This window comes from Isoptericola sp. F-RaC21 (genome assembly GCF_038593535.1).
Classification (GTDB): Bacteria; Actinomycetota; Actinomycetes; order Actinomycetales; family Cellulomonadaceae; genus Isoptericola.
Window position 1 is genome coordinate 494,429 of sequence record NZ_JBCFYX010000005.1, and the last position, 20,271, is coordinate 514,699.

Annotated in this window: 16 protein-coding genes; 8 read left to right on the forward strand and 8 right to left on the reverse strand. The window is 74.2% G+C overall.

What is annotated here, in order from left to right:
* Positions 1-199: 199 nt before the first annotated feature.
* Positions 200-907, forward strand: a complete 708-nt coding sequence (locus tag AAG589_RS20475; RefSeq protein WP_430569140.1) for a hypothetical protein — start codon at positions 200-202, stop codon at positions 905-907.
* A 72-nt stretch (positions 908-979) separates the two neighbouring features.
* Complete coding sequence (locus AAG589_RS20480) at positions 980-2,188, forward strand: MalY/PatB family protein (protein ID WP_430569141.1); 1,209 nt, start codon at positions 980-982, stop codon at positions 2,186-2,188.
* 141 nt (positions 2,189-2,329) lie between these two features.
* On the opposite strand, the gene AAG589_RS20485 is transcribed toward AAG589_RS20480, so the two are convergent.
* Entirely contained in the window at positions 2,330-3,082 is a 753-nt protein-coding gene (locus AAG589_RS20485) for a M15 family metallopeptidase (protein ID WP_430569142.1), read from the reverse strand.
* 38 nt (positions 3,083-3,120) lie between these two features.
* Here AAG589_RS20485 and AAG589_RS20490 point away from each other — a divergent pair, with 38 nt between their 5' ends.
* Positions 3,121-5,151 (forward strand): penicillin-binding transpeptidase domain-containing protein, encoded by a 2,031-nt coding sequence (locus AAG589_RS20490; protein WP_430569143.1) that lies wholly within the window; start codon positions 3,121-3,123, stop codon positions 5,149-5,151.
* 39 nt (positions 5,152-5,190) lie between these two features.
* Here the strand turns inward: AAG589_RS20490 and AAG589_RS20495 are convergent, their stop codons facing one another.
* Together AAG589_RS20495 and AAG589_RS20500 are read right to left on the reverse strand one after the other, a co-directional pair.
* Positions 5,191-5,967, reverse strand: coding sequence for a glucose 1-dehydrogenase (locus AAG589_RS20495; protein ID WP_430569144.1), 777 nt, complete (start codon positions 5,965-5,967; stop codon positions 5,191-5,193).
* 80 nt (positions 5,968-6,047) lie between these two features.
* Complete coding sequence (locus AAG589_RS20500; RefSeq protein WP_430569145.1) at positions 6,048-6,665, reverse strand: TetR/AcrR family transcriptional regulator; 618 nt, start codon at positions 6,663-6,665, stop codon at positions 6,048-6,050.
* Between the two features lie 186 nt (positions 6,666-6,851).
* On the opposite strand from AAG589_RS20500, the gene AAG589_RS20505 reads away from it, so the two are divergent.
* Positions 6,852-8,258, forward strand: a complete 1,407-nt coding sequence (locus tag AAG589_RS20505; protein WP_430569146.1) for a glutamate decarboxylase — start codon at positions 6,852-6,854, stop codon at positions 8,256-8,258.
* A 52-nt stretch (positions 8,259-8,310) separates the two neighbouring features.
* Here the strand turns inward: AAG589_RS20505 and AAG589_RS20510 are convergent, their stop codons facing one another.
* Positions 8,311-9,564 (reverse strand): amidohydrolase, encoded by a 1,254-nt coding sequence (locus AAG589_RS20510; RefSeq protein WP_430569147.1) that lies wholly within the window; start codon positions 9,562-9,564, stop codon positions 8,311-8,313.
* Between the two features lie 44 nt (positions 9,565-9,608).
* The gene (locus tag AAG589_RS20515; protein ID WP_430569148.1) at positions 9,609-10,973 is read right to left on the reverse strand and encodes an ATP-binding protein; all 1,365 of its coding nucleotides are present in this window, start codon (positions 10,971-10,973) and stop codon (positions 9,609-9,611) included.
* A gap of 120 nt (positions 10,974-11,093) precedes the next feature.
* Here AAG589_RS20515 and AAG589_RS20520 point away from each other — a divergent pair, with 120 nt between their 5' ends.
* Positions 11,094-11,681: a histidine phosphatase family protein gene (locus AAG589_RS20520; protein WP_430569149.1), complete on the forward strand. Its 588-nt coding sequence runs from the start codon at positions 11,094-11,096 to the stop codon at positions 11,679-11,681.
* A 2-nt stretch (positions 11,682-11,683) separates the two neighbouring features.
* Here AAG589_RS20520 and AAG589_RS20525 read toward each other — a convergent pair whose 3' ends face one another.
* Complete coding sequence (locus tag AAG589_RS20525; protein ID WP_430569150.1) at positions 11,684-13,732, reverse strand: NAD(+) synthase; 2,049 nt, start codon at positions 13,730-13,732, stop codon at positions 11,684-11,686.
* Between the two features lie 167 nt (positions 13,733-13,899).
* Here AAG589_RS20525 and AAG589_RS20530 point away from each other — a divergent pair, with 167 nt between their 5' ends.
* From AAG589_RS20530 to AAG589_RS20540, 3 genes are all read left to right on the forward strand, one after another.
* The gene (locus AAG589_RS20530) at positions 13,900-14,619 is read left to right on the forward strand and encodes a copper resistance CopC family protein (RefSeq protein WP_430569151.1); all 720 of its coding nucleotides are present in this window, start codon (positions 13,900-13,902) and stop codon (positions 14,617-14,619) included.
* A 239-nt stretch (positions 14,620-14,858) separates the two neighbouring features.
* Positions 14,859-15,140 (forward strand): HU family DNA-binding protein, encoded by a 282-nt coding sequence (locus tag AAG589_RS20535; protein ID WP_079573476.1) that lies wholly within the window; start codon positions 14,859-14,861, stop codon positions 15,138-15,140.
* A 170-nt stretch (positions 15,141-15,310) separates the two neighbouring features.
* Positions 15,311-16,597: an MFS transporter gene (locus AAG589_RS20540; RefSeq protein WP_430569152.1), complete on the forward strand. Its 1,287-nt coding sequence runs from the start codon at positions 15,311-15,313 to the stop codon at positions 16,595-16,597.
* Here the strand turns inward: AAG589_RS20540 and AAG589_RS20545 are convergent.
* On the reverse strand, positions 16,504-17,415 hold the full coding sequence (locus AAG589_RS20545) for an AraC family transcriptional regulator (protein ID WP_430569153.1): 912 nt from the start codon (positions 17,413-17,415) through the stop codon (positions 16,504-16,506). The genes AAG589_RS20540 and AAG589_RS20545 overlap by 94 nt on opposite strands.
* Positions 17,412-20,099, reverse strand: coding sequence for a lysylphosphatidylglycerol synthase transmembrane domain-containing protein (locus tag AAG589_RS20550; protein ID WP_430569154.1), 2,688 nt, complete (start codon positions 20,097-20,099; stop codon positions 17,412-17,414). Before AAG589_RS20550 ends, AAG589_RS20545 begins: the two co-directional genes overlap by 4 nt.
* Between the last annotated feature and the right edge of the window lie 172 nt (positions 20,100-20,271).

The window sequence follows — 20,271 nt, forward strand, 5'->3', positions numbered from 1 at the left end:
GGCATCTGCCCCGTCTTCGGCGCCGGGGGTACCTCAGACGGGGCCCTGACCAGGGCGACCGGCCGTCTGAGGTACCCCCGGCGCTCGCTGAGGGGGCCGCCGGAGCGGCGCGGGCGGCGGTTCGCCCGGGCCAGCCGTTGCGACGTGGGTCACAGCGGTCGCACACTGGTCAGGACCGGACCTATACGGGGGTGGACTCGTGGCTGGATCTGTTGCAGGCGCCTTCGACGCGCTGCCGATGCTCGGGCGTGGCAAGCACCGCAACCCCAAGAAGGGCGCGTGCTTCATGGAGCTGGCGTCGTTCCTGGCCGGTGAACGGTGGAGCGACCATCCGCAGTGCACGCACCCGCTGCTCGCGATGCTCGCCCGGGCGGTGAACGACCTGACCTCCGACGGCAACCGCCCGCAGCTCGCGCCGCTCATCCCATCCGTCATCGGGCTGACCAGCGGCGACCCGCGGTGGGACGTGCGGATCGCGCTGCGTGCCGCGCAGACGGCGCTGCCCGTGGCGCCCGCCGACCGGCAGCAGACGCTGGCGGTGGCGATCATCGGCGCGGAGCGGATGCTCGACGTGCTGGACGGGCGCCCCGAGGGCACCCTCGACCCCGCCAGCGCCGACGCGCTCGCCGCGTCGCCGAAGACGGCCGAGTGGGCCTACCGGTTCTGCGAGGGCACGCGCGTGCGGCCGAAGCGGTTCGTGCGCGACGCCGCGCCGTCCGTCGTCTCGACGGCGGTGCAGGGCATCAGCGAGGCGTTCGTCCCCGACACGGACGCACGGCTGCGCGGCCTGCTCGCCGCCACCATCGAGGACGCGCGGCGCTGGGCCGGCCACACGGACGAGGACCGCCCGGCGCTCGTCAAGGACGAGTGGGCACCCGTCGTGAGGCCGGCGGCCACCGTGGATTGAGCTCGTCGAATTCCGGTGACCGAGGTTTCGACAGGCTCAACCAGCGGGGCCACGTTCTGGTAGACCGGAGCCGTGACGGAGAACCCGCTGGAGCTGCTCGATCTCGACGACCTGCGGCGCCGGACGTCCGTGAAGTGGCGGGCGTACCCGCCCGACGTGCTGCCGCTGTTCGTCGCGGAGATGGACACCCCCGTCGCGCCGCCCGTCGTCGACGCCGTGCAGCGGGCGCTCGCGCTCGGCGACACCGGGTACGACCTCGGCACGACCTACGCCGAGGCGCTCGCGCCCTTCGCGCAGGAGCACTGGGGCTGGGCGCCCGACGTCGCGTCGAGCCGCACGATGCCGGACGTCATGGTCGCGATCGTCGAGGTGCTGCGCGTGCTCACCGCGCCGGGCGACGCCGTCGTCGTCACGCCGCCGGTCTACCCGCCGTTCTACGGCTTCCCGGGCAACGAGGGGCGACAGGTCGTGGAGGCGCCGCTGGGCGCCGACCTGCGCCTCGACCTCGGCACGCTGGAGGCCGCCTTCGCGCGCGTCACGGGCGCCGCCGCCCACGGCACCGGGCCAGGCTCCGGGCGGCGCGCCGTCCTGCTGCTGTGCAACCCCCACAACCCCACCGGCACCGTGCACACGCGCGCCGAGCTCGAGGCGGTGCTGGCGCTCGCGGACCGCTACGGCGTGCGCGTCGTGGCGGACGAGATCCACGCGCCCCTCACGTTCGGGCGCGTCGACGACGCTGCGCCGGGGTTCGTCCCGCTGCTGTCGGTGGCGGGGTCCGAACGGGCGATCGCCGTGCAGTCGGCGTCCAAGGCCTTCCACCTCGCGGGGCTGCGCGCCGCCGTCGCGCTGGGCGGGCCCGACGCCGCCGACGACCTGCGGCGCGTCCCCGAGGAGGCGGGCCACGCCGTCAACCACCTCGCCGTGCTCGCGCACGCCGCCGCCTACCGCGACGGCGGGCCCTGGCTCGACGCCATCCTCGCCGGCGTGCACGCGAACCGCGCGCTGCTCGGCCGCCTGCTGGCGGAGCACGCGCCCGCGGTGCGGGTCCAGCCCGCCGACGCCACCTATCTCGCCTGGCTGGACCTGCGCGCCGCCCTGCCCGGCGGCGTCCCCGCGGCCGACGCCGCGGCGTTCGTCCTGGAGCACGGCCGCCTCGCCCTGGAGGACGGCGTGCGCTTCGGTGCCGGCGGCGCCGGGTGGCTGCGCCTCAACCTCGCGACGTCGTCGGCTGTCCTCACCGAGGCCGTGCAACGCCTGGGGCGGGCGCTCGGCACGGTCTGAACTACCTCGCCGCGGCCTGAACTACCTCGGCACGGGCTGGACTACCTCGCCGCGGGCTGGACTACCTCGGCACGGTCTGAACTACCTCGCCGCGGGCTGAACTACCTCGGCACGGATTGAACTACCTCGGCACGGATTGAACTACCTCGCGGGGTAGTCGGGGGCGGGCGCGACGCCGAAGGCCTCCTCCAGGGTGGCGGTGCCGGCGAGGTGCATGCCGGTCGTCAGCTCGGTGCCCACGTAGCGCAGGTGCCAGGGCTCGGGGGAGTAGCCGGTCACGGCCCGCTCGCCGCGCGGGTACCGCACGACGAACCCGTAGCGCCAGGCCTGGGCGGCCACCCAGCGGCCGGTCTCGGTGCTGCCGAACCGCGTGTACGGGGTGTCGGCCTCGGCGACGTCGGCGGCGAGGCCGGTCTGGTGCTCGGAGAAGCCGGGTCGGGCCGAGAAGGTGTCGGCGGCGCGCCGCCCGTGCTCGTCGACGTACCGGGCGTACAGGCGCCGCTGGTAGTCGGCTGACCGGTAGCCGGAGGCGAGGACGAGCTCGTGACCCGTGGCGCGCTGCGCGGCGGCGGCGAGCCGTTCGAGGGCTCGCGCGGCGTCGGCGCGCAGGCGGTCGTGCTCGCCGAGCGCGGTGACGTCGGGCCGTACGAGGTCGCCCGGGGCCCAGTCTCGCGGGGTCACGGGGTGCGCCTTGTTCACCAGTACGGTCGGGTCCGCGGGGTCGCGCGTCGGCTCCCACGTGCGGCTCAGGATCGACTCGCCGCCCGGGCGGGGGTCGGGCATCCCGGCGTGCGCGGCGGGCCCTGGCGCGACCGTCCCGGCGATCACCAGGGCGCCGATCACGGCAGCGCCGCGAAATCTTTGCAGGACCGTGACCGAGACACGGGGGGACATGCCGTCCAGACTGCCAGGAAGCCGATAATCTCGCCAAGGTGCGCCGTCGACACCGCCTCGCCCTCGCCCTGATCCTGGCCCCCGTCGTCGGTGTGCCCCTGGTGGCCTGCACCGGCTCCGACGTGCCGCCCGCCGACGCCGCCGTCGACGCGCTCGCGACCGGGCTCCGCGCGGGCGACGTGAGCGACGTGCCGCTGCAGGCCCCCGGTTCCGTCGACGTGCAGACGCAGCTCACCGAGGTGCTCGAGCCGCTCGTCGACGCGTCGGGGGAGCGGGAGCGCACCGTGACGGTGGCAGACGTCGGCAAACCGGTCACGAAGGACGGGACGACCACCGCGGTGGCCTCGCTGGACTGGTCGTGGCCCGTGGGGCGCGACGTCACCTGGAAGTACAGCACCGACGTCGACCTCACCTACGTGACGCCGGACGACGGCGGCGAGGGCGCGTGGCGTGCGGTGTGGAGCCCCGACGTGCTGGTGCCCGACCTGGCCCCGGGGGAGCGGCTGAAGGTCACCACCCTCGACGCGGACCGCGGCGACCTGCTGGACGGCGACGGCGAGCCGATGGTCACGGAGCGGGGCGTGTGGCACATCGGGGTGGACAAGACGGCGGTCGAGGGCCTCGGGCAGGAGTCCGCGGCGCGGGAGCTCGCGCAGCTCGTGGGGCTCGAGCCGAACGAGTTCTTCGCGCGCGTCGAGGCGGCGGGGGACAAGGCGTTCGTCGAGGCGATCACGATCCGCCAGAAGAACTCGGGCGTCGACTTCACGGCCGAGGACGCGGAGGACATCATCGGCGTCCGGGCGATCGAGGACACCCTGGAGCTGGGGCCGACCAGCGACTTCGCCGAGCCGATCGTGGGGACCGTCGGCGAGGCGACCAAGGAGATCGTCGACGAGTCCGACGGCGCCGTGCAGGCCGGCGACGTGGTCGGGCTGTCCGGCGTCGAGCGGGCCTACGACGACCAGCTCACCGGCTCGCCGGGCGTGCTCGTGAGCGTGCTGCCGGCGAACGGCGCGGACGGTGACGTCGGCCTGGACGGCGAGCCCGCGGACGACGACGACGACGAGGGCCGCGAGCTGTACCGCGTGGACGCCGTGGACGGCACCCCGGTGGCGACCACCCTCGACCAGCACCTGCAGAAGCACGCGGAGAACGTGCTGGAGGACGTCGACCCGGCCAGCGCGATCGTCGCGATCCGGCCGTCCGACGGCGCGGTGGTCGCGGCGGCGAGCGGGCCCGGCAGCGAGGGGTGGTCCACGGCGACGCTCGGGCAGTACCCGCCGGGGTCGACGTTCAAGGTGGTGGACGCGCTGGCGATGCAGCGCGCCGGCATCACCCCGGACACGAAGGTGGCGTGCACGGACGACATCACCGTCGACGGCCGCACGTTCGGCAACGTGCCCGGGTACCCGTCGTCGGCCATCGGGGACGTGCCGTTGCGCACCGCGTTCGCGCACTCGTGCAACACGGCGATGATCGCGCAGCGCGACAAGGTGGCGCAGGCGGACCTCGCGACCGCGGCGTCGGACCTGGGCCTGGTGGACGACGAGGTGGCGACGCCGGTGCTGGGCGTGCCGGCGTTCCTCGGCGCCGTCCCCGCCGAGGCGGGCGGCACCGAGCACGCGGCGTCGATGATCGGCCAGGGCAAGGTGCAGGCGTCGCCGCTCGGGATGGCGACGGTCGCCGCGAGCGTCGCCGCCGGGCACCGCGTGCAGCCCGTGCTGGTGCGCGACGACGAGGGCGACGGCAAGGACGACGGCACGACCGAGAAGAAGAAGGACGAGAAGAAGCCCACCACGCCGGGCGTCTCGGACGACGAGGCGAAGGTGCTGCGCGACCTCATGCACGGCGTCGTCACCGAGGGCAGCGCGGACATGCTGCAGGACGTGCCGGGCATCGTCGGCGCCAAGACCGGCACCGCGCAGTACGGCGACGGGTCGAAGCAGCACGTGTGGATGCTGGCGATCGTCGACGACCTCGCGGTGGCCGTCTTCGTCGAGGACGGCCACCGCGGGTCCGACACAGCCGGCCCGCTGATGGAGGACTTCCTCGACGGCATCGGTGGTTGAGCCCGTCGAGACCTGGTCTCGACAGGCTCGACCACCGGTCTACTTCTTCGAGGGCACGCCGGCGACGAGGCCGCCGTCGACGACGAACTCGGAGCCGGTGGAGTAGCTCGACTCGTCGCTGGCGAGGAAGACGATCATCTGCGACACCTCGGCGGGGTCGGCGGGGCGACCGAGCGGGATGAGCAGGTCGTCGGCGTTGAGGGCCGCCGTCATGGGCGTGGAGATGAAGCCGGGGTGCACGGAGTTGACGCGCACGCCGTACGGCCCGAGGTCCAGCGCGACGGACTTCGTCAGCCCGCGGACGCCGAACTTCGACGCGACGTAGCCGTGCAGGCCGGCGCTGCCGCGGAGGCCCTCGACGGACGAGATGTTGATGATCGACCCGGAGCCGGCCTTCGCCATGATCGGCGAGACGGCACGGATCCCCAGGAACACGCCCGTGAGGTTGATGTCGATGATCCGGCGCCAGGCGTCGGTGTCGAACTCGGTGATCGGCCCGCCGTTGGCGATGCCGGCGTTGTTGACGAGCACGTCGACGCGGCCGAACTCCTCGAGCGTGAAGGCGACGGCCTTCGCCCAGTCGTCCTCGCTGGTGACGTCGAGGTGCACGTAGCGCGCGACGTCGGTGCGGTCGCCGTTGAGCTCGGCGGCCAGCGCCGCGCCCTTCGCGTCGTCGAGGTCGGCGACGACCACCTTGGCGCCCTCGGCGGCGAGCGCGCGGGCGTGGGTGACGCCCATGCCCCCGGTGCCCCCGGTGACGATCGCGACCTTGTTGTGGACGCGGTTTCCTGTGCTGACGGGGGTGGTGGTGGCCATGTCGGCCCTCCTTCGTGGTTCTGGTGAGTGGGTGCACCTGCCCGCCTGGGACCGGGCCGTCCCGGGCGGAGGGGACGCCGTCAGGGGGACGGGGTGGTCCACCAGGCGGGCAGGGCGTCGTGGGCGACCCGGGCGAAGAACGCGGGGTCGCGGGGCGGGGGAGCGGCGAGCCAGACCTCGAGCGCGCCGACGGTGCCGAGCCCGACGTACGTCGCGAACGCGAGGGCGTAGCGGTCGGCCTCGTCGGCGGGGGTGCCCGGGTCCAGCGGCATGAGGCCGGGGTGGGCGCGCAGGTGGGCGGCGAGGGTGTCGGCCACGTGGTCGGCGAGGAGCCGGGCCAGCGGGGCGCTGAGGCCGCCCTCCAGCGCCCGCTCGTACACGGGCAGGTGCGCCTCGACGTGGGCCTGGAGGGCCCCGGTGTAGCGCGCCACGACTTGCTCGGCGTCGGTGCGGGTGGCGTGCCCGACGACGCCGCGCACGGCGGCGTCGAACTCCGCGCGGATGCGGTCGAGCTCGGCGCGCAGCACGCGGGCGAGCAGGTCGGCGGGGCTGGCGGCGTGGTCGTAGAACGTGGCGCGGTTGATCCCGGCGCGGGCGGCGACGGCGGACGCGGTGAGGTCGGCGACGTCCTGCTGGGCGGCGAGTTCGAGGACGGCGGAGCGCAGGGCCTCCGCGGTCCGCTCGACCCGCTTGTCCATGCCGCGCGCCTCCCGGTGCTCTCTGGGGGAGCCGGCGCTCCCGACGTCCTCGACGATACGCTCGGGAAACCATTTAGACAACAGGTGTCGCCTAACTCGACTTCACCCGGGGCCCCCGGGGTGAGGCGCCTGCGCCCGACCTACTCTCGAACGAGCCGCACCACCACGCCGTCGAGGGGAAGCGCCATGGCCAGCAGGACCCGAGGGAGCGGGCGGCGCCACGTCCGCGCCGGGGACGTCGAGCTCAACCCGATCTTCGTCCGGCCGGGGGAGTCGACGTCCGTGCCCCGCGACCGCCTCCCCGAGGGCGAGTCGCTGCCGGAGACGGCGTTCCAGATCGTGCACGACGAGGCCATGCTCGACGGCAACGCGCGGCTCAACCTCGCCACCTTCGTCGGCACGTGGATGGACGACCACGCCAGCCGGCTCTACCTCGAGGCCGCCGACAAGAACATGGTCGACAAGGACGAGTACCCGGCCACCGCGGCCGTCGAGGACCGCTGCTGGCGCATGCTCGCCGACCTGTGGCACGCCCCGGACCCGCACCACGCCATCGGCACGTCGACGGTCGGGTCGTCCGAGGCGTGCCAGCTCGCCGGCCTCGCCCTCAAGCGCCGCTGGCAGCACGCGCGCAGCGCCGCCGGGAAGCCCGCCGGCACGCCCAACCTCGTGATGTCCAGCGCCGTCCAGGTGTGCTGGGAGAAGTTCTGCAACTACTTCGACGTCGAGCCGCGCTACGTGCCCATCAGCGAGGAGCACCGCGTGCTCGACGGGCACGACCTCGAGGACTACGTCGACGAGAACACCATCGGGGTCGTCGCGATCCTCGGCGTCACGTACACCGGCATGTACGAGCCGGTGACCGAGATCGCCGCCGCCCTCGACCGCATCCAGGCCGCGACCGGGCTCGACGTGAAGATCCACGTCGACGGCGCGTCCGGGGCGATGATCGCCCCGTTCGTGCAGCCCGACCTCGTGTGGGACTTCCAGGTGGACCGGGTCGCGTCGATCAACACCTCCGGGCACAAGTACGGGCTCGTCTACCCCGGCCTGGGCTGGGTGGTGTGGCGTGACGAGGAGGCGCTCCCCGAGAGCCTCGTCTTCCGTGTCAGCTACCTGGGCGGCGACATGCCGACGCTCGCGCTGAACTTCTCCCGCCCCGGGGCGCAGGTGCTGCTGCAGTACTACATGTTCCTGCGGCTCGGGCGGGAGGGGTTCGCCGCCGTGCAGGGCGCGTCGCACGACGTGGCGCGCTTCCTCGCCGACGGGGTGGGGAAGATGCCCGCCTTCGAGCTGTGGAACGACGGCTCCGACATCCCGGTCTTCGCCTGGCGGCTGCGGGCCGGGCACACGGAGAACTGGAACCTCTACCACCTGTCCGAGCGCCTGCGCACGCGCGGCTGGCTGGTCCCCGCGTACCCCATGCCCGACGACCTCGCCGACGTCACCGTGCAGCGCGTCGTCGTGCGCAACGGGCTGGGGCACGACCTCGCGGCGTCGTTCCTCGCGGACCTCGCGGAGGAGGTCGCCTACCTCGACGCCCTCACCGGGCCGATGCCGACCGAGGGCGTGCGGTCGGGCTTCGCCCACTGACCGCCACCGCTGGTCGAGCCTGTCGAGACCCGGGGCGTGGGTGTCGACAGGCTCAGCCGGCGAAGCGCTCCGACCGCTCGCGCACGCGGCCGGCGCCGCGCCCGCCGTCGGCGGCCCGGTCCCACGTGTAGACCTCGGTGCCGGTCACGAAGACGTGCTCGGCGCGCGAGGCGACGTCGAGCGGGTCGCCGGACCAGACGACGACGTCGCCGTCGAGGCCCGGGGCGAGCGCCCCGACGCGGTCGTCGAGGCCGAGGAACGACGCCGGGTTCACCGTGAGCGCCTCGAGCGCGACCTGCGGGTCCAGGCCCTCCTTCACCGCGAAGGACGCCTGGTGCACGAGGAAGTTGATCGGCACCACCGGGTGGTCGGTCGTGATGGCGACGCGCACGCCGGCGTCGGCGAGGCGGGCGAGGTTGGCGATGTCGCGGTCGCGCAGCTCCACCTTGGAGCGGGACGTGAGCATCGGGCCGTAGATGACGGGCACGTCGCGCTCGGCGAGCACGTCCGCGATCGCGGCGCCGTCGGTGCCGTGGTTGACCACGAGCCGGTAGCCGAACTCGTCGGCCAGGCGCAGGGCCGTGGCGATGTCGTCGGCGCGGTGGGTGTGCTGGTCCCAGGCGAGCTCGCCCGCGAGCACGCGCGCCAGCGTCTCCTTGCCCAGGTCGCGCGCGAACGGCTCGCCCTTGGCCGCGGCGGCGTCGCGCTGCGCGGCGTAGTGCTGCGCGTCCAGGAACGCCTGCCGGATGACGGCGGCCACGCCGAGTCGGGTGGACGGCTGCTTCTTCTGCTCGCCGTACACGCGCTTGGGGTTCTCGCCGAGCGCCGACTTCACGGACACGACGTCGCTGATGACCTGCTCGTCGACGGTGCGCCCGCCCCACGTCTTGATCGCGACCGTCTGGCCGCCGATCGGGTTGGCCGAGCCGGGCTTCACGACGACGGACGTCACGCCGCCCGCGAGCGCGTCGCGGAAGCCCTCGTCCTCCACGTTGATCGCGTCCAGCGCGCGCAGGTGCGCGCCGTCGGGCCCGGTCTTCTCGTTGGTGTCGTCGCCGGCCCAGCCCTCGGCCTCCTCGTGCACGCCCACGTGCCCGTGCGACTCCACGAACCCGGGCAGCACCCAGCGGCCGCCCGCGTCGAGCGTGCGCACGCCGTCCGGCACCTCGACGTCCGGCCCGACGGCGGTGATCACGCCGTCCGTGACCAGGACGGTGCCGCCGTCGACCGGCAGGCCGTCCACGGGGACGACGTAGCCGTTCGTGATGGCGACGGACGAGCGGGCGGTGCGGATCGGAGAGGTCATGCCCGCCATCATGCCGCCTGTTCGGCAGTCTCCGGCGGGTTGGACTACAGGTAGTGGCCGACGGCGGGGGAGGGCTTCCAGCGGCCGGTCGCGGTGATGTCGAGGATGCGGCGCGTGGTCATGCCGTCGATGCCGTGCTCGAGGACGGCGCGGCGCGCGACCTCGCGGATCTCGGCGCCCGTCGCGCCGTCGAGGCTGCCGGCGATCGCGCCGAGGTCGAGGCCCTCGCCCTGCCGCGGCAGGTAGATCTCGAGGATGGAGACGCGGCCCTCCTGGCTGGGCAGCGGCACCTCGAGGATCGTGTCGAACCGCCCCGGTCGCTTCACCGCCGGGTCGAGCGAGCCCGGGTCGTTGGTGGTCGCGAGGGTGAGGACGTCGTTGCGCACCCGCGCGCCGTCGAGCGCGTTGAGGAACTCCGAGAAGCCCGACGAGCTGCGCATCTCCGCGTTCGCGACGCCGTCGATGTCCTCCATGACCACGAGGGTGGGGCCGAGCCGCTCGACCTCCTTGTAGAGGTTCTCCGACGCCTGCCGCAGCACGTCCGGCTCCACGATCATCACGGTCATCGCGCCCGCGACCTCCGCCGCGAGGATCCGGCCGAGCTTGGTCTTGCCGACGCCCGGCTTGCCCGCGAGCAGCAGGCCGCGCGTGGTGGGCAGGCCGAGGGAGAGCAGGTCCGCGCGGCGCGTCGTGCCCGACGACAGGAACAGGTCGACCTCCGCCCACACGGCGTCGGAGAGCACGAGGTCGGCGCGCGTCTCGTGGGTCGCGGGCACCGGCTCGAACCCGACCTGGTTGCCGTAGCTGCTCACCGACACCTGGAGGATGCGGCCGCGGTACGGGTTGCCCTCGCCCTTGAGGGCGGCGAGGAAGTCGTCGAGGACGGCCTCCGCGAGGTCGCGGCGCCCCTCGCCGGTGTAGACCGTGACGTCCGCCGGGTGCCCGCCGCAGATGTGGATCACGATCGGCTCGTCGCGCAGGGTGCCCGCGGGGAAGAACACCGACAGGTGGAAGGGCACCGACACGGTGTGGTCCTCGCCGAGGCTCAGCGGCCGCCACTCCGGCGTGCTGCCGTGGGGACCGAGGATCTTGACGGCGCCCTCGTGCTCCTTCATCCAGCCGGCCAGGACGTGCCCGTGCAGCAGCAGCTGCGCGTCCGAGAGGTCGCGCTTCACCTCGGACATCCGGGCCTTCTTCACGCCCAGCTTGTGCGCCGCCCAGCCGGAGGCCGTCGTGGGCTTCTTCTTCTTCGGACGGCGCGGGGCGCCGAGGATCTCCGCGAGCACGCGGATCGTCTGGCGCACCTCGGTGGGGTACGGGCCGAGCTTCGGCCACAGCAGCTTGCGGTGCTGCTCCTCGGGCGTCGCGACGCCGTCCGTCGTCGTCCCCGAAGGCTGCCGCTCGCTCATGTCGCTCCTGTGCTCCTGCCGCGTGCTCCTGCCGCCGTCCCCGGCGGAACGGCCCGAAGCACCCTATCTGCCGGCGTCGTCGCCGATCGAGCCGACAGGTCGAGCCGGTACCGTCGACGGATGCCGACCCGACACCTGCACGTGCTGCGACACGGCGCCGCGGACCCGTTCGGCGAGCTGACCGCACAGGGGGAGCGGCAGGCCGAGCTGGCCGGGCGTCGGCTGGCGGCGCTGCCCGTCGACGCCGTCTGGCACTCGCCCCTGCCGCGTGCCGTGCGCTCCGCGCAGGCCCTGGGGGCGCAGCTCCCGGGCGTCCCGGTGCGCGAGGCCCCCGAGCTGGTGGACCACGTGCCGCACCTCCCCGACCCGATGCCGCCCGCGTGGGCCGGGTTCTTCGACGGCGAGGACCACGCCGAGGCCGCCGAGGGCGAGCGGCTGGCCGCGGCGCTCACCGCCCGGTTCGCGCGTCCCTCCGACGTCGAGACGCACGAGGTGCTCGTCACGCACGCCTTCCAGGTCGCCTGGCTGGTGCGCGACGCGCTCGCCGCGCCGCCCGAGAGCTGGCTCGGCCTGCCGTACGGCAACGCCGCCCTCACCACCATCGAGTACCGCGACGACCGCGGCGCCTCGCTCGTCGTCTACAACGACATGGGCCACCTGCCGCCCGAGCTGCGCTGGACCGGGTTCGGGCCCGTCGTGCGCCCCTGACGTCACACGGTCGTCGGGACGTTCTCCTCCAGCTCGGCGAGCCAGGCGGCGGCGGACGCGTCGGACGGCATCCGCCAGTCGCCACGGGGGGAGAGCGAGCCGCCGGCGGCGACCTTGGGCCCGTTGGGGATGGCGGAGCGCTTGAACTGCGACGAGAAGTACCGCCGGAAGAACACGAGCTCCCACTGCCGGATGGTGGGCAGGTCGTAGGCGGACCGCTCGTCGTGCGGGAAGTTCGGCGGCCACTCACCGGACTCGGCGTCGCGCCAGGCGTGCCAGGCGAGGAACGCGATCTTGGACGGCCGCAGCCCGTGCCGCAGCGTCCAGTACAGCGTGAAGTCCTGCAGCGCGTACGGGCCGATCGCGGCCTCGGTGGACTGCGGCGCCTCGCCCTCGCCGGCGGGCACCAGCTCGGGCGAGATCTCCTGGGCGAGGATGTCGCGCAGCAGGTCGTTGGTCTCCGCCTCGAACCGGCCGCTGTCGGCGACCCAGCGGATCAGGTGCTGGATGAGCGTCTTCGGCACGCCGGTGTTCACCGCGTAGTGCGACATCTGGTCGCCCACGCCGTAGGTGCACCAGCCCAGCGCCAGCTCCGACAGGTCGCCGGTGCCGAGCACGATGCCGCCGCGGTGGTTCGCGAGCCGGAACAGGTAGTCGGTGCGCAGGCCGGCCTGCACGTTCTCGAACGTGACGTCGTAGACCTTCTCGCCCGCGCCGAACGGGTGGCCCAGGTCGCGCAGCATCTGCTCGGCGGCGGGCCGGATGTCGAGCTCCTCGAAGTGCACGCCGAGCGACTCCGCGAGCCGGGTGGCGCGGTCCTTCGTCTCGGATGACGTCGCGAAGCCCGGCATCGTGACCGCGTGGATGTCCGTGCGGGGGCGGCCGAGCCGGTCCATCGCACGGGCCGCGACGATCAGCGCGTGCGTCGAGTCCAGGCCGCCGGAGACGCCGATGACGATCTTCGGCTGCCCGATCGACCGCAGCCGCTGCTCCAGCCCGGACACCTGGATCGAGTACGCCTCGTAGCAGTCCTGGGCCAGGCGCTCCGGGTCGTCGGGCACGAACGGGAAGCGGTCCACCTTGCGGCGCAGGCCGACGTCGCCGGCCGGCGGGTCCACGGTCCAGGTCACGGTGCGGAAGCCCTCGACCCGAGCGCCGAGCGCGCGCCGGTTGTCGTCGAAGCTGCCCTGCCGCAGCCGCTCCTGGCGCAGCCGGTCGAGGTCGACGTCGGCCACGGAGCGGCGGGCCCCGTCGGGGAACCGCTCGGTCTCGGCGAGCAGGTCGCCCACCTCGTAGACCATGGTCTGGCCGTCCCACGACAGGTCCGTGCTCGACTCGCCCTGGGCCGCCGCGTACGCGTAGGCGGCGAGGTTGCGGTGCGACGCCGAGCGGACCATGAGCCGCCGGTCCTCCGCGCGCGCCACCGTGATGGGGCTGGCGGACAGGTTGAGCAGCACGGTCGCGCCCGCCAGCGCGGCCTCCGCCGACGGCGGCACCGGCACCCACAGGTCCTCGCACACCTCGACGTGCACGACGAGGCCCGCGACGTCGTCGGCGGCGAACAGCAGGTCGGGGCCGAACGGCACGGGGCCGTCGGCGAACGGCAGCGTCACCGTGGCGCCGCGGCGGTCGTCGCCGGGGGCGAACCAGCGCTTCTCGTAGAACTCGCGGTAGTTCGGCAGGTACGACTTGGGTGCGACGCCGAGCACCCGGCCGCCCTGCACGACGACGGCGCAGTTCAGCAGCCGGTTGCCGACCTCCAGCGGCGCGCCGACGACCAGCATGGGGCGCAGGTCGGCGCTGGCCTCGACGATCGCGGCGAGGGCGTCCGACGTCGCCTCCAGCAGCGTGTCCGCGAGGTGCAGGTCGTCGATCGCGTAGCCCGAGACGCACAGCTCCGGGAAGACGGCGACCGCGACGCCGTCGTCGTGGCACGCGCGCGCCTCGGCGAGGATCGTGGCGGCGTTCGCGCGCGGGTCGGCGACGGTGACGGGGACGGTGCAGGCCGCCACGCGGGCGAAGCCGTGGGCGTAGGCCGAGGTGAAGTCCACCCCCCGAGTGTAGGAACGCCGCCGCACCCCGCGAGACTTGTCAGGGCCAGCGCCACGTATACCTTCCCCTCGCCCTGACAACTCGTCGGGCTCCGGAGCTGTCAGGGCCAGCGCCGCGTATACCTTGCTCTGGTCCTGACAGCTCGCGGGGTCGCTAGGGTCGGGCCGTGCACCCGAACCTCGCCCGGCGCCGTCGCGCCGTCGTCGCCCTGCTCGCGGCGGTGCTGACCCCGGTGGTCGGCGTCGCCGTCGCGCAGCCCGCCGCCGCGCACGACCGGCTCCTGTCGTCCGACCCGGCGGACGGCGCCTCGCTCGACGACGCCCCCGCGGAGATCGCCCTCGTCTTCAGCGCGGACGTCCTGGAGGCGGGCGCCCAGGTGGCGGTCACGACGCCGGACGGCACGGCCGGAGCGGAGGTCGCCGTCGACGGCGACGAGGTGACCGCCGCGCTGCCCGACGACCTGCCCGGCGGCGACTGGGACGTGTCGTGGCGCGTCGTCTCCTCCGACGGGCACCCCATCGAGGGCGAGCTGACGTTCACGGTGGCGGGCGCCGCGACGCCGTCGCCGAGCGCGAGCCCGTCGTCCAGCCCGACGACGAGCGCCTCCTCGAGCCCGACGACGTCACCGGACGCCACGACGTCGTCCGGCCACGTGCACGGCGGGGGCGGCACGCCGGGCGTGGACCTGAACGCCGACGGCGAGGCGGGGTGGGCCACGGCGTGGCTGTTCCCCGTGGCCGTGCTCGCGGCGGTGGGCGTGGCGGCCGCGGTCCTGCTGCAGCGCCGCCGCCGCGCCGCCGACGACGCGCACGACGGCACGGACGGGACGGACGAACCGCACGAACCGGGCGAGACTCCCCGCGACGACGGACGACCGACCCCCTGAGGACCCCCTGAGCCGCGTTCGAGCATGCGATCTGTCGCGCCATGACGGCCGATACCGGGACAGATCGCGTGCTCGAAAGGTTCCCGAATCAGGGTGTCCGGCACGCCACGCGCGGAAAAGTCGCAGGAATCCGCGGATGTTCCCTAGTGTGTTCCCCGTCCGCCCGGCGTGAGCCGGGCAGGCACACGAACGTGACGACGCGCGGGTCGCGTGCGTCGTGAACCGGAGAAGGGATGCACATGTCGCTGAACAAGTCCGAGCTGGTCTCGGCCATCGCCGGCAAGGCCGAGCTCAGCAAGGCGGAGGCGGAGAAGTTCCTCAACGCCTTCCAGGCGGTGCTCGAGGAGTCGCTCGCCAAGGGTGAGGCGGTCAAGGTCACGGGTCTGCTCTCGGTCGAGCGCGTCGAGCGCGCGGCCCGCACCGGTCGCAACCCGCGCACCGGCGAGGAGATCCAGATCCCGGCCGGCTTCGGTGTGAAGATCAGCGCCGGCTCGCTGCTGAAGAAGGCCGTCGCGAAGTGATCCTTCGCTGACACGACGTCCGCGTCGTGTCGGCACCCCGGAGGCCCGCCGCTCGCATCACGCGAGCGGCGGGCCTCCGGCGTTTCCCGGCCCCCGGTCGTGTGGCGTCTGGATCGAGTCCGTCGGCGTCCCGGTCGGCCCGGGCGCGGACGGTCGTTGTTGCGACCAGCATGACGACGAACCCGATCGACACCGCCGCGGCCGCACCCGCCAGCACGACGGCGGCCGCTCCGACCAGCACGACGACCAGCACGCCGACGAGCACGACGCCGCCGGCCGGCCCGCTGCCGCCCCGCCGCGCCGGGCTCGCGCTGGCCACGATGTTCCTGGGGAGCTTCTCGCTGGTGACGGCGGAGTTCCTGCCGCCCGGGGTGCTCACGCCGGTGGCGCAGGACCTCGGCGTCTCCGAGGGCGTGGTGGGCCTCTCCGTGAGCGCCACGGCCCTGACGGCGCTGCTCACGGCCCTGGTGCTGGGCTCCCTGTTCCCGCGCACCGACCGGCGCACGCTGCTCGTGGTGCTGGCGCTGGGCGCCGTCGCCTCCAACGTGCTGGTCGCGGTGGCACCGAGCATCGGGGTGCTCATGGCGGCCCGCCTGCTGCTCGGCGCGGCGCTGGGCGGCTACTGGTCGATGTCGCTGGTCATCGCGACGCAGCTGGTCCCGGCCGACCGGGTGGGCCGGGCGATGATGATCGTCAACGCGGGCACGACGGTCGCCACCGTGGCGGGCGTGCCGCTGGGTGTGATCCTCAGCGCCGCCGCCGGCTGGCGGGTCGTGTTCGTGGCGGCCGCGGTGGTCACCGTGGTGACGGCGGTGGCGATGCGCGTCGCCCTGCCGCCCGTGGCGCCGACGCCGGGCATCGGCTGGTCGGCGACGGGCCGCGCCCTGCGCTCGCCGGGCGTCGCGCTCGGCCTGGTGGCCATCGTCGCGGTGATCGGCGGGCACTTCGCCGGCTACACGTACGTGCGGCCCGCGCTGTCGCTGCTGCCGGGCTCGGACGTCGGGGCGGTCGCCGTGCTGCTGGCGCTGTTCGGCGTCGGCGGGCTGGTCGGGAACTTCGCCATCGGGGCGCTCGTCGACCGGCACCTCGCGGTGCTGCTGCTCGCCGTGCCGGTGACGATCGGCGCGGGCGTCGCCGCCGTCGGGCTGTCCGCGTCCGTGCCGCTGCTCGTGTACCCCGCGGTGGTGGTGTGGGGCGCGGCCTTCGGCGGCATCCTCAACGTGGTGCAGGTGTGGATCACGCGGATGATGCCGGACCAGGTCGAGGCGGGCAGCGGGCTCGTGGTCGCCGCGTTCCAGACGGCGATCATCCTCGGCTCCGCGGTGGGCGGCCTCGGCGTCGACTCCGTGGGGGTCGGCTGGACCTACCTCGTGGCCGCGGTCGCGGCCGTCGCGGGCGGGGTCCTGGTGCGCAGCACGCTGTCGCGGCGGTACTCGGACGGCGTCGCGCCCGTCTGACGCCGGAAGGCGCGGCCGAACGCCGTGTCCGACCCGTAGCCCAGGCGGCGGGCGATCGTCGCGACCGGCAGGTCGCCCGCCGTCAGCAGGCAGCGCGCGTGCGCCACCCGCACCTGCGCCAGGTACCGGCCGGGCGTCAGCCCCGTCGCGGCGCGGAACCGGGCGGCGAAGCCGGACCGGGAGGCGAGGGCGACCCGGGCCAGGTCGTCGACCGTCCACTCGCGGCCGGGGTCGGCGTGGATCGCCGCGACGGCGCTGGCCAGCCCCGGGTCCTCGCGCTGCATCAGCCAGCGCGCCGGGGCGCAGCCGCGCGCGTACCAGGCGCTGATCGCCATGGACGCGACGAGCGTGACGACGCGGTCGCCGAGCACGCTGCGCGGGGCGCGGTAGTCCTCCACCAGGGAGCGCAGCATCGTGGCGGCCGTCGGCTCGGTCTGCGGCAGCTCGGTGAGCTGCACGACGGCGGGCAGCACGCCCGCGCCGTCGTCCGCCCCGACGGGCGCGACCCGCACGCCCTGCACGGCGGCGTCCGAGAGCGCGTGCACCTCGAACCGCGGGCCGTGCGGCAGGAACAGGAAGTCGCCGGGCGCCAGGTCGGCGACGTCGCCCGCCCCGCGCACGCGCACCAGCCCCGCCGTGACGAGCAGGAGGGCCGCGTCCCCGGCCGCGTGCTCCGCCCACTCGCCGGCGGCCAGGGCGTGCCGGGACCGGTCCACGAACCGCCACTGCAGCCCCGCGAGCACGCGGTCGAGCTCCTCGGCGGCCACCGACGCTGCCGTGCTCGGCGTGCAGCGGGCCGGGGCGTCCAGTGCGGTCACAGGTCGCCGGTCTTCTCGAGGCGCTTCATCGCCACCCAGCCGATCGGCACGCGGGCCCAGTAGGTGACGACGCGGTAGAGCATGGTCACCGTGACGGAGAGCGACGCCGGGATGCCGGCGGCGGTGAGCCCGGCGATGAGCGCGCCCTCGACGCCACCCAGGCCGCCGGGGGTGGGCACCATGGCGCCGACGGAGTTGCCGACCAGGTAGATCACCGCGACGTCGATGAGGTTGAGCGACTGCCCGAACGCGGCGAGGGCGGCGTCGAACGCGAGCACGTAGCCCAGCGTCATGATGACGTTGCCCCCGAGGCCCAGCGCGAGGCGGGTCGGCTGGCCGAGCATCTGCGACAGCCGCGGCCACACCTGCTCCAGCGTGGGCCGGGCCTTCTCCCACGCCCACCGGCGCACGGCCGGCACCAGCAGGGTCGCGACGACGGCGACGGCCACGCCCGCGATGGCGAGCAGCACCGTCGTGGACGGGAGGTCGATGAGGCCGCCGGAGCCGGTCGACACCGACAGCACGACCAGCAGCAGCACCGTGACGACGAACTGCGAGAGCTGCACCAGTGCCACGGTCGCGACCGCCATCGGGGTGGCCACGCCGCGGCGGGTGAGCATCCGCAGGTTGAGCGCCGCGGGCCCGATGCCGGCGGGGGCGGCCAGCGACACGAACGAGCCGGCCATCTGGGTGAGCGTCGCGCGCCACAGAGGCAGCTTCTCCGGCGAGAAGGCGACGAACGTCAGCGCCGCCCCGAACCAGGTGATGGCCCCGAGCGCGAACGACGCCGCGACCCACCACGGGTTCGCCTCGGTGATCGCGGAGGCGATCTCCTCGAAGTTCAGCGTCGTGACGATCACCGTGACGGCGACGATCGTCAGCGCCAGCATGATGACCGTGCGCGCGCCGAAGCGCGTGATGTTCTGCGGCTGCACGTCCGCCTGCGGCAGGCGCTCGACGAGCGCCTCGCGCAGCTCGTCCAGCAGGCCCTTCGCGCGCCGCACCTCCTCGCGCGTGGGGCTGGGCAGCGCGATGGACTGCAGCAGCGGGCCGATGGCGGCGATGTCGTCGTCGGGCAGGGCGCGCACCGCGGAGGCGAGCGCGCGGCGTGCGCCGACCCGCAGGGCCAGCAGCGCGAGCATCTGCGTGAGGTCCAGCCGTCGCGACAGAGTGCCCGACGCGATCTCGCCCTGCTCCCAGCCGGTGAGCCACACGTGCGGCGCGCCGGAGATGTCCCGGTGCACCAGCACGACGTCGGGCGTCAGGGCGTGGTGGGTGAGCCCGGCCTCGTGCGCGCGGCGCAGCTGCTCCCACGCCTGCGCGAGCACCGCGTCGCCGCGCGGCCCGTCGAGGTCGTCGGGCTCGAGGTCGCGCAGCGAGACGGCGCCGCGCGCGTGCTCCTGCACCAGGACGACGGAGTCGTCCGCGACGCCGATGCCCTCCAGCCGCGGGGTGCGCACGCCGGCAGCCTGGGCCGCGTACGCGAGCAGGGCCGTGCGCTCGGCGGCGGCACGCAGCGAGATCGCTGCGCGCCCCTCGAGGCCGCGCAGCCGCAGCGCGCGCCACAGCCGCTGCACCGTGGTGAGCACCTGGCGGTCGCCGTCGAGCACGACGACGTCGCGGCGCGGCTCGCCGTCGCCCGTGAACAGCGCGTACACCCGGTTGTCGCCGGAGCGGGTGAGGGCCAGGGCGGCCGCGTCCGCGGTGGTGGGGTCCGGCGGCAGCGTCTGGTCCTCGTCCTCGGGGGCGTCGACGACGTCGCCGTCGGCGTCGTAGGAGGCCACCGGGTCCTCGGGCACGGCGGGCGCGTGGTCGGGGTCCGCCTCGTCGTCGACGACGGCGGAGACGTCGCGGACCCGCACCAGCGCCGTCGGGTGGAAGCCGGCCCGCCGCACCGCCGACACCAGGTCGGCGCCGTAGGCGCGCTCGCTGCGCACGCCGGACACGTACTGCACGGCCTGCCCCGCCAGGCGGCCGAGCAGCAGCGCGACGAGCACGCCCGGCAGCGACACCTGGCCGGTGATGAGCACGATGAACAGCGCCAGGTACAGCACGTTCCACGACCAGCGCACCGTGCGCCGGCGGGTGCGCGGCCCGGCCGTGGTGAGCAGGCCGGCGATCGCGGCGACGTACCCCGGGACGGTGAGCTGCCAGGCCCCGTCGCGAAACACCGAGAGCCCGCGCACCAGCTCGTCGCTGCCGAACGTGGAGATGGTCAGCGCCGTGACGACGCCCAGCACGAGGCCCAGAGCGGCCGCGCAGATGGACTCCACCACCTGCCGGCCGAGGCGGCGCCAGCCCAGCTCGATCAGCACGGCGGCGGGCACGAACAGGGTGATGAGGCCCTCGAGCACCTGGACCGGGATGAACAGGATGCGGGCCAGCAGGGAGCTGAAGGTCCGCACGTCCTGGGTGACGCCCTCCGTGGTCGCGTGCGCGACCACGGACAGCACCAGCACGAGGGCCACGGCGAGCGCGCTGACCACCATGCCGAGCATGTCGGAGGGGTGCCGCACCCGGGCCTCGGGGGTGTCGACGACGCGCACCAGGTCGGCCGTCTGGCCGTGCTCGGAGGCGTCCCCGCCGAGCAGCGCCTGCAGCGGGCCGGTCGGCGGTGCGCCGTCGCTCGCCGGGTTCCGGTGCGACGGCTCCCCGACGGGACCCGCGGTGCTCGCTCCGGACATGCCGGAAAGTCTAGGCGGAACCGGGCCTCACGGCCTGTGACACGAGGCGGAGAGCGGTGGTAGGTTCCCGGACCACGATGCCATCGCGGGTCCGGGTGTGACCCACGCCCGTGACCACGGCGACACAACGCTGTGCTAGAAACGCCCGCATCGTGACGAGTCCGCGGCCACC